This is a genomic window from Winogradskyella alexanderae, from assembly GCF_020166335.1.
Classification (GTDB): Bacteria; Bacteroidota; Bacteroidia; order Flavobacteriales; family Flavobacteriaceae; genus Winogradskyella; species Winogradskyella alexanderae.
In genome coordinates this window covers 22,072-34,054 of sequence record NZ_JAIUJR010000009.1, presented here as the reverse complement: position 1 = coordinate 34,054, position 11,983 = coordinate 22,072, and the positions used below count along the sequence as shown (strand labels likewise).

Sequence of the window (11,983 nt, the reverse complement as noted above, 5' to 3'; positions counted from 1 at the left end):
AAACCAACGGGAATTAAAGATGAAACTAAGTTGCTACAAGCTCCTTAATTTCTGAAACTATTTTTTTTACTGAAAACGGCTTTGTTAAATATTTGTCTGCTCCCAGTTTTAAGCCTTTTTCAATATCAGAAGCTTTATTTTTTGCAGTTAAAAATACGACTTTAGTATTATTTAACTTATTGTTTTCTTTAATGATTTTAAGTGTTTGATAACCATCTACTTTAGGCATCATAACATCTAAAATAATAACGTCTGGAATTACATCTTTTAAAATCTGTAGCGCTTCACTTCCGTCTCTTGCGATATACACTTCAAAATCATGTTTTTTGAACGTATATTCCAACGTCATTACAATGTTTGGTTCGTCGTCGACGATTACTATTTTCTTCATTATCTCAACACCTTTACAATTTACTTAAAAGGTAACGTAAAACCAAAGGTTGCGCCACTTTTTTGATTGTTTTTTGCCCAAATCTTTCCATTATGGTTTTCGATGATCTGTTTGCAAATAGATAAGCCCAAACCACTACCCTCAGGCTTCTGTATGTTTTGATTTTTTGATTGATAAAATTTGTCAAAAACAAAAGGTAAATCCTCTTCAGGTATTCCTTTGCCGTTGTCTTTAATTGTAATTTGCAACAAGCCTTTGTCGTATTTATAATCTGCAACAATTACTCCCTTTTTTGCCTCACAGAATTTAATTGCATTTGAAATCAAATTTGTCAGAACTTGCATTATACGATCTTCATCATAATCTGCATGAAAATCGCTTTTATTGGAATGCACCAAAGTAATCTCTCTTTTGTTGGCTATATTACTCAAGTTGTCAATCGTTTTTTGAATGGTATCTCTAATGTTATATCTTTTAATTTTAAAGTTCGTCCTCCCTTTTGACAATTTTTCAAAATCAAGTATATTGTGTATTAATCGCGATAAACGATCACTGTCTTGAAGCATATTATTTAAGAACTGACTTCTTAATTCGCTAGGCATTTCCTCGAGATCATCCATTAAAAGTTCTGTCGTAGCTCTAATTCCAGTTATTGGTGTTTTTAATTCATGAGCAACAGTATCTAAGAACTCGTCTTTTTGTTTGTCTTTTTCGACCAACTCATTGTTAGCATCTTGTAATTGATCTGCGAGCTTTTTAAGTTCTTGGGATTTTTCTTTTAGTAATTTATTTCTTGAAATCGTCTCCTTAGATTCTTCAAGTATTTTCAACACCTCAACCAAACTAACCTCTTCTTCCTTTACTACACTCGATATTAAAATTTTTGCTGATGCACCACCTATACTTCCCGTTAATAACTTTTCAGAAAAATTAATAAGTCTAGCATCAGCCATTTGGGTATCCTGAGGCAAATCGTACTTTCTGAAAAATAGACTTATAGCGCGTTCGGTTCGGGATTCACCAAGAAACTTAGTGAGTACATTTCTAATTTCTGCCACATAGGCTTCTCCTTTCCAAACCAAGGCACCGTCTTGCAAATCTGTATAGTTTTTGCTGTCTACAAACATTTCAGCGTAGTTGCGCTCACGATAGTTCCCCTTCAGAGAAACAGAAAGAATTACATAACATAATATATTGAAAAGCATAGACCAGAAAAAAGCATGTGCAGGAGGACTGAGAAAGTCAATGCCGAATAAAGCATGAGGTTTTAGTACCTCAAGACCGTAAAGTCCATTTTGCACAAATTCATCAGATCCTGTAAGCGCCTGGATTGAAAATGGTAAAATCAATGTGTAAAACGTTACAAAAAACCCAGCGATAATTCCAACGATACTCGCCTTGGACGATCCTCTATTCCAAAATAAGCCGATAAAAAATGAGGGAGCTAGTTGCGCTATAATTACAAACGCTATCAATCCAATTGAGTAGAGTGACAATTCATATGAAAAGTTAACATAGAATGCATACGCCACGATAATAATTGTGAAAATTGAAATTCTTCTAATATTCTTTATGTACTTAGCATTGCGCTCAGGATGACTTTTTATAAACCGGTCTAAAAATCCATAAGGAATAACCAGGTTATTACTCACCATCGTTGATAATGCTAACGTTGCTACGACAACCATAGATATTACAGCTGAAAACCCTCCGAGAAAAACTAATAAAGCTAGAAAAGTATTATCATTTTGAAGTGGTAACAGCAATGCATAATACTCGGCAGATTCAGAATTCCCAATTGTTAGATTTCCTGCCCAAGCAATAAAGATCACAAAAATATTGAATAGCAGTAGGTAAAGCGGAAACATCCAAATGGCATTCTTAAGATGCTTTTCTCTCACATTCTCTAGCACCGAAACTTGAAATTGCCTTGGTAAAAGAAAGATTGCCATAAAAGAAAGTATGATAGTATACAGCCAATTGAAACCACTTTCAATTCCGTTAAATTGAATGAGTGATTCAAAATTTTCTGATTTTGACATATTCTCATAGATAGAATCTGTTCCATCAAACAAAAAATAAGTTACATAAATTCCAACCGCTAAAAAGAACACCAATTTCAAAATAGATTCAATTGCAACCGAAACAACTATTCCCTTGTGCTTCTCTGAGGCGTCGGTTACCTGTGTGCCAAAAAAAGTTGCAAATACCGCCAATAATAATGCAATGTAAAAGGTGGAGTCATCATATACAGATGTTGAAACATAGCTTGTTTTATCTGATAAAATCTGAAAGGTCTCTGATACTGCTTTAAGCTGAAGTGAAATATAGGGTACTATTCCGAAGAGGCAAATTACTGTAACTAATGCACCCAAAAATCTATTGTTGCCATATCTGAGAGAAATAAAATCTGCAATTGAACTTATCTTATGTTGTTTTGATAGTCTTATGATTTTTCGAAGTAAAACAATCCATAATGGCGCCGCTATTACAGGACCCAGATAAATAGCCAAGAAATCAATTCCAATAGTTGCAGCAATTCCAATACTACCGTAATAGGTCCAGGCAGTGCAATACACTGCTAATGACAACGTATAGACAACCGAATTATTAACCCATTTGCTTTTTGCATTTTTCTCTGCAAAAAAAGCAATGGCGAACAAAGTCACCAAATAAAGAACAATTATGGAAAAAAGAACATAATTACTCATAGTGCTTCTTTAAAACGATAAATGAAATTATAATTGACAGAAACCAAATACTAAATATTGAAAAATAAAGAACTGGTACTCCAAAAACAGCGCCATCAGTATTAAAGATTAACAGCAAAGGCACGTTTAGCAATAGAAAAAGCCCTAGGGAGAGAATAATTAATTTTTGCTCGTGTCTTTTCTTCACGTTTATTTTTATTTAGAATATGAAATTTAGTAAAAGTTCATTAAACCTATTAATTAAAACAAAACAGTGTTGACAACGCAACACTGTTTCACCCTAACTAATAAATCGCCACTAGTGGCTGTGAGCTTCACCTGCTCCTGAAGGTATCCTAATATTTTCAACAATTTCTTGTACATGTTCTGGCGGTGCCGAAGTCAGTCTTGAAACAACAACTGAAATAACCACATTTACCAGCATGGCAATTGTGCCAAAACCTTCTGGTGAAGTGCCAAACCACCAATCTTCCTGTGTGCCTCCGCCAAAGAAATCGAGCTTAAATTTCATCATATAAAATAACATTAATGAAATACCAACAACCATTCCCGCAATAGCACCTTCTTTGTTCATTCGCTTATCAAAAATTCCAAGGATAATTGCTGGGAAAAATGATGCTGCTGCCAATCCAAATGCCAAAGCAACTACTGCAGCAACAAACCCAGGTGGATTTATACCAAAGTAACCAGCAATCATCACAGCACCTACAATGGCAATACGCGCCCACATTAATTCGCCCTTATCAGAAATATCTGGTTTAATTTGTTTTTTAATCAAATCGTGTGAAATTGAAGTAGATATTACCAATAATAGTCCAGCAGCTGTTGATAATGCGGCTGCTAAACCACCAGCAGCAACTAAAGCAATTACCCAGTTTGGTAATTTTGCTATCTCAGGATTAGCCAATACCATTATATCGCGATCTACATAGAGCTCATTATTACCATCTGCAGAATTGGTTATTGTGCGCTCTCCATAATTACCGCGTTCTTCATTAAAAACAGGCTTCTTACCTACAATTGATGGACCTGCAACATATTGTATCTTGCCATCATTATTCTTATCCGTCCAAGCGATTAAACCTGTATCTTCCCAATTTTTAAACCAAGCTGGCACATCTGCATATTTTGTATCGCTTACTGTTTCAATTAAGTTAGTCCTTGCAAAAACAGCAATAGCAGGAGCGGTAGTATAAAGTATTGCAATTAGCAATAAGGCATACCCTGCAGACTTACGAGCATCCTTTACTTTAGGTACGGTAAAGAAACGAACTATTACGTGTGGTAATCCTGCTGTACCAACCATTAAGGCCAAGGTAATTGCAAAGACATCCCAAGTGGATTTGCTACCATCAGTATACTCTTTAAACCCAAGCTGGGTATGAAGTTCGTCTAACTTATCAAGCAAGTAAGTACCATCTTCTACTGTGCCACCCATTCCTAACTGCGGTATTACATTCCCTGTCATTTGTATTGAAATAAAAAATGCGGGTACCATAAATGCAAATATCAACACACAATATTGTGCCACCTGTGTGTATGTTATTCCTTTCATTCCTCCTAAAAAGGCAAAAACCAAAACTACGGCCATACCAATAACCACACCAAGCGTAATATCTACTTGTAGAAATTGTGAAAACACCACTCCTACACCACGCATTTGTCCTGCAACGTAAGTAAATGAAACAATTAATGCACATATTACCGCAACAGTTCTTGCGACATTTGAGTAGTAACGATCACCTATAAAGTCTGGTACCGTAAACTTTCCAAATTTCCTAAGATAAGGTGCTAACAACAAGGCTAAAAGCACGTAACCACCTGTCCAGCCCATCAAATAAACTGAGCCATCATAGCCAGTAAAAGAAATAATCCCAGCCATAGAAATAAAGGATGCGGCACTCATCCAATCGGCCGCTGTAGCCATACCATTAGCTAATGGTGATACACCTCCACCAGCTACATAAAAGTCTTTTGTTGAGCCTGCTCTAGCCCAAATTGCAATTCCGAAGTATAGTGCGAATGTCACACCTACTAAGATCCATGTCCATACTTGTACACTCATAATATTTTTGATTTTAGAGGTTGACTATTCGTCGAAACCGTATTTTTTATCCAATTTGTTCATAATCCTCACGTAAACGAAAATCAGTATTACGAATACGTATATAGAGCCTTGTTGTGCAAACCAAAAGCCAAGCTTAAAGCCACCAAGTCTAATTTCATTTAAAGCATCCTTAAAAAGAATACCACAGCCATAGGATACTATAAACCAAATGGCAAGAAGTATTGAGAGGTATTTTACGTTCTCCTTCCAATATGCGGTTGCATGTTTTTGTTTATCTGACATTATTGAGAAAGTTTTGTTATAAGAAAATATGTGTTTGTAATCTAAAAATGTTCGAAGATTCAGCACCAGTTGCTCCTCTTGATCCTGTGGTGAATTCGGCAGTAATTTTCGCAAAATGACTGTTTAAGAAATAGTTAAGTCCTATTCCGAACTCATTACTTGTGTTTGGCGTAAAGTCTAAATCTGCAGTGTTATAAGTTAGATATGGCATAAGTTTTAGATCTCTGAATAACAGACCTACTTGACCATGAACAACAGAACCAGATGATGGGACGAGACCACCAGAGGCAAAACCATCTGTACTGCCATAATTGAAATTATAATATGCACCTAGGGCACTAATAGCGAGCTTTTCGTTTAGAGGTGCGTCATAAAATGCATCTACGGCAAAATGTGTTACGGATTCCCGGTCTTCTAAATTATTAACTGCCAACGCGTTTGGATGATGAAAAAAACCAGCACCGATGCTGAAAACTTTCTTCTTACCTAGATAGGAACCTACGAAATAAGGCAACTTATCTGATTCTTTGTCCAAAAGGTCATATTTAAAATATCCTGCATAATTCCAGACACCTTCACCAGTTGCATTATCAACCTGATAGGAAGGTGTCGAACCAAGTAATCCAATATTATTTCTTGCATTATTTGCAGATATTCTATACTGAAAATTACCAAGTGAACCTTTAGCATAAATACCTAAATGACGTGCAAATTGATCACTCGTAGTGATATTATTCCAAGGAAACAATCTTACATCCGAATTACCAGCACCTGGATTGTCTAAGGTCATCATGTTTAGTGTGCTTTGGTTGGTTAATCTTGAAATACCATTCCAATAGTGTAAACCGGAACCAACATGTAGTTTTTCAGGTACTACTGCAAACTCTGCCCATGCATCATGAAGAAACAGCAAACTGCTTTGATTATCGGATTGTGTGTTAGGATTTGCGGTAAGGTTCCCAGCATTCAGATTGTTTAAGCCAAAATGGGTTAATATTAAAAATCTTGGCGAAATCTGTGCATAAGCTAAAAAACGAGATCTTCTAATGGAATATCTCAGACTCTTTTGGTTTGAGTTACCCTCGAGCCAAAGTTGATGCCACATAATAAACCTAACATACTTACTCCCGTCTTCATTCAATTTTATCTGTAACGGTTTGTAAGTATGATCGGCTTCAGCATCTTCTTGTTGTCCCCAAGTAGCAATTGGTATTAAACCGATTACGAAAAGGAATACAATTAGACGTGCTTTCTTCATAAAAGTTTTAGATTTAGTTAGTTAAACATTGGTTTTGTGTGCACTACTAAACTCTAAAAAAGAAAAGCTGGAAAAAAAATTGCTATATATATTTGTTAACTTATTATAGTTATTCTCTAAAACGCTCCCATTTAATAAGCATAAACTTGTCACCAAGCTCTGTAACAAGTGTACCAGCACCTGAAAGATTTGATGCATCTGAAAAGAATTTGGACAACTCTTCTGAATTGAGGATTTTATAAGTGGGATGGTAGGTGGAATTGTAAGGGCGTTTTATATTGTATTTCTTCACCCAGTTCATTATGCTAACATGAGAAATGCCCAAAATACGTTCTATCTCACGATAGGTCAATCCTTCTAAATATAACTGTAAGGCTTTGTTGACATAGTAATCATCAATCTTTTTTCCAAGCTTATTAACAGTGAAAAAATAATTACATGCTTTGCATTTATAGCGTTGTCTATTATTAACAATACCGCTCTTTACATAATTGTCTGAACTGCAATTGGGACAGAGGTTAATTTTCATATATATTAATTTAGCATAAATATATCAATTTAGCATAATATATACAACTTACTAAATTTTGTTTTACCATTATTTGGAAAGCAATAAACAAAATCAATTGTTTTTTGAGGTCTTTAGTCGACTGAAATACGATTTAGAAGCTTCTAAAACCTTAGGTGCTAATAAAATTGTAGACAACATTGTCGGAATAGCCATTAGAGCAAAGACGCCATCAATAAAATTAATCATCGCCTCAAATTCCGTAATCGAGGCTAATACAATACTTGCAATATACAAGTAGTTGTAATAGTGTTTATTTTCTGCGCCAAAAAGAAATGACAAACATTTACCACCATAATACGCATACGAAAACAGGGAAGACACACTAAAAAAGAAGACGCAAAGCATTAACAAATATTGGCCATATCCAGGCATTGCATTCTGAAATGCATTTGCCGTCAAACTTACACCATTATCACTTGTGGTTTCCCAAACACCTGTTACTAATATTGCTAGTGCCGTGAGGGTACATACTACCAATGTATCTATGGCTGGTCCGAGCATTGCAACCAAACCTTCCCTTACAGGCTCATCTGTTTTAGCTGCGCCATGTGCTAACGGTGCAGTTCCCAAACCGGCTTCATTAGAAAACGCGCCACGTTTTATACCATGTAAAATCAAAGCGCCTAACACACCTCCTAAAAACGACTCATCTTTTGGGTAATAATCTGCATTAAAAGCGTCTGTAACAATCAATGCCAAAAATTTAGGTACTTCAGTGTAGTTAATAGCCAGAATTATCATTACCAAAATAAAATATAATAGCACCATTGAAGGTACCAGGCGTGATGCCATTGTACTAATCCGTTTAAGACCTCCTAAAATCACCAAGCTTGTAAACACAACAAGAACAAAGGCAATGACCAAATTAGACTGCAACGACACCTCTACACCATTTGGAATTAAAATTATGTCGTTAATAGCCTGCTTTAACTGATTTACATTAACCACTGGCAAAGCACCCAACATGCCAAAAAAACTAAACATAACAGCCAGAGGTTTCCAATGTTTCCCCAAACCCTCCATGATAAAGTACATGGGGCCGCCTTGTACAACACCTTCGCTATCCTTGCCACGATACAAAATAGCCAAAGTTGAGGTGAAATATTTAGTAGACATCCCAACAATGGCACTTACCCACATCCAAAACATGGCACCAGGGCCTCCAACGGAAATGGCCAAAGCTACACCAGCAATATTACCCATTCCAATGGTTGAGGATAATGCGGTGGTTAAGGCCTGGAAATGGGAAATCTGACCAGGATCATTAGGGTCATCGTACTTGCCTTGTAAAACACTTACGGCATGACCTACATATCTGAAGGGTAAAAATTTAGACCGAACTAACAAGTATAGCCCACCTCCAACGAGAAGAATTAATAATGGCAAACCCCAAGCCAAGGATGAGAATTGCTCGAAAATATAATTGAGTGTCTTCACAGAGGTTAAAAATAAGGAATCTCAGCAACTGTTGATAATTTGAAAACTCTAACTTCGCTTACTTGTGCTGAATTCGTTTAAGTACCAACCAATAAAACAAATTGAAACTGAATTTATCTTATCAATATGCGCAATACGAAAAAATAACCCATTTTATCCTCTAAGAAAGTTATGGCGTGAATCTGATTAAATGAAGATTAAACTACTTTTATGTAATTATCAATAATGGTATTTCGGAATGGAATGCGACTTTCTTCACAATGGGTTCTTTTAATAATTGCTCAAAAAATCCGTGTTCGTGATAATTAAGCACAACCAGGTTGTCATTATTTCTTTTACTGTAAGCTACAATAGATTTTGATACACTGGTATAGCCTTCAATGGTAATAAAGTCTAATTTAGGCTTGGTTAATAGTTCAGCTAATTTTGCTTTGTGTGCTAGAGCATCCTCATTTAATGGCGCTTTTGAACCTTCAACATAGAGTACCTCAACAGTACAATTCCATAAGTCACAAACATAATTTACTACATCCAGGTTTGCTTCTGTAAAAGGATACTTGTACGCTGTTGGGTATAATATTTTGTTTAGGGGCACAAAGTGAAAATCTTCTGGAACGACGAGTACCGCAATATCCTTTAACCGCTTAACAACCCTTACAGTATTGCTGCCAAGAAAGATTTCACGTGCACCAGTGGCTCCTTGTGTTCCTAAGACCACAAAATCAAATGTTGTTTCTTTGACTAAAGCCTCTACAGCATCTTCTAGATCGCCACCAACAGCAATAGTTTCGAATTTAAAATCCGCACGTCCTCTCTGAGCAATTGCTTTTTTCTTCAAAACCTGGAGTTCTTCTACCGTTTCTTGTGAGTGGTCTTCAAATATATTTGTCTCATGATCGGAAATTGCCACGTCTGCGAGATTAGCTTTCACTCTAAAGGCATGCAATAAATGAAACGTTACTTTTTCATCTTTGAAAAGTCCAAACGCATAAGTTAATGCATTAAAAGCATTCTCAGAAAAATCTGTTGGTACTAGGATTGATTTCATCTAAAAATATCAAAATAATTAATACCTTAATTTAATCAATATTTACCTATTAAAAAAGTAAGGATCACATTAAAATTAAGCATCATATTGTACCAGCAAACCCAAATAGCATCCTGACGATTGTTCTTATTATTAATTTCTAAACTATACATTTGTAAAACAACCCATTAAACTTGGATACTAATAGGCTTTACTTTATTGATGCAGTGCGTGCATTTGCCATTTTAATGATGTTGCAAGGCCACTTCATAGACACATTGATGGACGTGAGCTATAGAGATGAGGCTAATACTGCCTTTCAAATATGGACGTATTTTAGAGGTATTACAGCACCCACGTTTTTTACCATATCTGGTCTTATTTTTTCATACCTCCTTATAAAGGCAAAACGAAAAGGTAACATAAAGCAACGCATAAGGAAAGGGTTGGTCCGTGGTCTAATGCTTATTGGCCTTGGTTATCTATTACGTATTCCTGTTTTTCAATGGTTAATCGGCGAGTTTAACAGTTATTTCTTGGTTGTTGATGTATTACAGTGTATTGGTTTGTCCTTGATTGGCGTTGTGCTTTTGTATCAAATTACGTTAAGAAAAACACTCATATTTTCCATTTTAATGTTGCTTGTTGGTCTTGTAATTTTTACGACTGAGCCTCTATACCGTAACCTTGAGCTTGCCAATACTCCAGAAATTATAGCCAATTATATGACCAAGGTGCACGGATCGATTTTTACCATCTTACCTTGGTTTGGGTATATGACATTTGGAGCATTCATTTCTACCTTATTTTACAGGTACCTTGAACGTCCAAAGTTTAAACTGGGGATAATTATCGGATTTATTGTTGTTGGTTTATTTTTAATACAGAAATCCTCCTTTGTCTTGATGAAGCTTTATTTCTGGAGTGATATTGTGTTGTTTAAAGATGTGGCCTACTTTAATTATCTGTATACTAGATTGGGTAATGTACTTATCCTCTTTGCATTATTTTACCTATTTGAATCTTTTATTAAACAACCTCTAATCCTAAAAATTGGTCAAAAAACCCTGTCGATATATGTGATTCATTTCATAATAATTTGGGGAAGTTTTACAGGTTATGGACTAAACCAAATCATTGGAAAGACACTTGTGCCATGGCAAGCTATTATTGGTGCACTTATATTTTTAACAACCGTATGTTTAATATCCTTCTACTACGCCAAGACCAATGCGTTTTTGTATGCTAAAATTCGACTATTGATAGATAAATTGAAAAAAACTTAGTATTGGTCGTACCATGCAAAATTTTCTTCAATGATACGGGCTTTTTCCGCTTTAATAAAATCTAGATAGGCCAATGCTGTTGGCGAGAGGTTTTTCGATTTTTGCCAAACCAAATTCCAAGTGGTTACGATTGGTAAGTCTTTGTAAGGTATAATTTGTAGATCGCCATTTTTAAGTTCGTTTTTAATACCAATTATTGGCATAATTGAGTAACCTAAACCTGCAATAACAGCTTGTTTTAGTGCTTCATTCGATGTTAATTCCATACGTTTTGGGGTGTCAATATGGTGACTGGCTATAAAACTTTCCATGGCGTTTCTTGTTGCAGAACCATTTTCACGATACAACATTGGATAGTTTTCAAAAATCTTCTTCTTGCTTACATTTCGATTAAACTTCCCTTTTGTGCCACCAACTAGATATAATTTGTTAGCCATTAACTCAACACGTTCAAGACTTAGTTGATCGGGAACTACAGATACCAGGGAGAAATCCACTTCATTTTTCTCAAGACTTTTCACAACACTTTGCTTGTTTGTTACATCCATATTTAGATCTACACCTCTGTGCTTATTGGTAAAATCCGATAAAAAGTAAGGCATAACATACTTTCCTGTAGATACTACAGAAATTTTTAACCTTCCTGCAACTTGGCCTTTATACGAAAGCGTTTTATAGTTGATTGCTTGTACTTCATTTAATATTTTCTCTGCAGCTTCAGCAATTTCCTGCCCAAAATCTGTCACGTAAAGCTGTCTTCCAACCACTTCTGTTAATGGAATTGAAAATTGATCTTGAAATTTCTTTAACTGAATTGATACTGCTGGTTGACTTAAAAACAGTGCCTCTGAGGCCTTAGTGATACTCTTTAATTCTGTAATCTTCAAAAATATTTGAAGTTGATGCAAAGTGTAATTCATTAGTTTTCGTTATGTATATCATTAAAAATATA

At 35.5% G+C, this 11,983-nt stretch carries 11 protein-coding genes; 1 reads left to right on the top strand and 10 read right to left on the bottom strand.

What is annotated here, in order from left to right; translation table 11 throughout:
- Positions 1-25: 25 nt before the first annotated feature.
- The 9 genes from LBU54_RS12785 to LBU54_RS12745 all read right to left on the bottom strand — a co-directional run bounded on the left by LBU54_RS12785 (position 26) and on the right by LBU54_RS12745 (position 9,766).
- A complete protein-coding gene (locus LBU54_RS12785; RefSeq protein WP_224530450.1) occupies positions 26-391 on the bottom strand; it encodes a response regulator transcription factor in 366 nt (121 codons plus the stop codon).
- A gap of 20 nt (positions 392-411) precedes the next feature.
- The gene (locus LBU54_RS12780) at positions 412-3,102 is read right to left on the bottom strand and encodes a sensor histidine kinase (RefSeq protein ID WP_224530449.1); all 2,691 of its coding nucleotides are present in this window, start codon (positions 3,100-3,102) and stop codon (positions 412-414) included.
- Positions 3,095-3,289, bottom strand: coding sequence for a hypothetical protein (locus tag LBU54_RS12775; RefSeq protein WP_224530447.1), 195 nt, complete (start codon positions 3,287-3,289; stop codon positions 3,095-3,097). The genes LBU54_RS12780 and LBU54_RS12775 overlap by 8 nt, the downstream gene beginning before the upstream one ends.
- A 111-nt stretch (positions 3,290-3,400) precedes the next feature.
- A complete protein-coding gene (locus LBU54_RS12770; RefSeq protein WP_224530443.1) occupies positions 3,401-5,167 on the bottom strand; it encodes a sodium:solute symporter family protein in 1,767 nt (588 codons plus the stop codon).
- 24 nt (positions 5,168-5,191) lie between these two features.
- Positions 5,192-5,452, bottom strand: a complete 261-nt coding sequence (locus LBU54_RS12765) for a DUF4212 domain-containing protein (RefSeq protein WP_224530440.1) — start codon at positions 5,450-5,452, stop codon at positions 5,192-5,194.
- Between the two features lie 16 nt (positions 5,453-5,468).
- Positions 5,469-6,710 (bottom strand): hypothetical protein, encoded by a 1,242-nt coding sequence (locus LBU54_RS12760; RefSeq protein WP_224530436.1) that lies wholly within the window; start codon positions 6,708-6,710, stop codon positions 5,469-5,471.
- Positions 6,711-6,819: 109 nt separating this feature from the next.
- The gene (locus LBU54_RS12755; protein WP_224530433.1) at positions 6,820-7,239 is read right to left on the bottom strand and encodes a transposase-like zinc-binding domain-containing protein; all 420 of its coding nucleotides are present in this window, start codon (positions 7,237-7,239) and stop codon (positions 6,820-6,822) included.
- Positions 7,240-7,332: 93 nt separating this feature from the next.
- Positions 7,333-8,718 (bottom strand): alanine/glycine:cation symporter family protein, encoded by a 1,386-nt coding sequence (locus tag LBU54_RS12750; RefSeq protein WP_224530430.1) that lies wholly within the window; start codon positions 8,716-8,718, stop codon positions 7,333-7,335.
- A gap of 208 nt (positions 8,719-8,926) precedes the next feature.
- Complete coding sequence (locus LBU54_RS12745; RefSeq protein ID WP_224530428.1) at positions 8,927-9,766, bottom strand: universal stress protein; 840 nt, start codon at positions 9,764-9,766, stop codon at positions 8,927-8,929.
- 173 nt (positions 9,767-9,939) lie between these two features.
- Here LBU54_RS12745 and LBU54_RS12740 point away from each other — a divergent pair, with 173 nt between their 5' ends.
- Entirely contained in the window at positions 9,940-11,031 is a 1,092-nt protein-coding gene (locus tag LBU54_RS12740; RefSeq protein WP_224530425.1) for a heparan-alpha-glucosaminide N-acetyltransferase domain-containing protein, read from the top strand.
- Here LBU54_RS12740 and LBU54_RS12735 read toward each other — a convergent pair.
- Complete coding sequence (locus LBU54_RS12735; RefSeq protein WP_224530422.1) at positions 11,028-11,951, bottom strand: LysR family transcriptional regulator; 924 nt, start codon at positions 11,949-11,951, stop codon at positions 11,028-11,030. The two genes, LBU54_RS12740 and LBU54_RS12735, sit on opposite strands and share 4 nt — an antisense overlap.
- Positions 11,952-11,983 lie beyond the last annotated feature (32 nt).

Bases quoted from the DNA above. Each gene is read 5' to 3' on its own strand.
- LBU54_RS12785 (WP_224530450.1), bottom strand. From the start codon at position 391: ATGAAGAAAATAGTAATCGTCGACGACGAACCAAACATTGTAATGACG.
- LBU54_RS12780 (WP_224530449.1), bottom strand. From the start codon at position 3,102: ATGAGTAATTATGTTCTTTTTTCCATAATTGTTCTTTATTTGGTGACT.
- LBU54_RS12770 (WP_224530443.1), bottom strand. From the start codon at position 5,167: ATGAGTGTACAAGTATGGACATGGATCTTAGTAGGTGTGACATTCGCA.
- LBU54_RS12765 (WP_224530440.1), bottom strand. From the start codon at position 5,452: ATGTCAGATAAACAAAAACATGCAACCGCATATTGGAAGGAGAACGTA.
- LBU54_RS12760 (WP_224530436.1), bottom strand. From the start codon at position 6,710: ATGAAGAAAGCACGTCTAATTGTATTCCTTTTCGTAATCGGTTTAATA.
- LBU54_RS12755 (WP_224530433.1), bottom strand. From the start codon at position 7,239: ATGAAAATTAACCTCTGTCCCAATTGCAGTTCAGACAATTATGTAAAG.
- LBU54_RS12745 (WP_224530428.1), bottom strand. From the start codon at position 9,766: ATGAAATCAATCCTAGTACCAACAGATTTTTCTGAGAATGCTTTTAAT.
- LBU54_RS12735 (WP_224530422.1), bottom strand. From the start codon at position 11,951: ATGAATTACACTTTGCATCAACTTCAAATATTTTTGAAGATTACAGAA.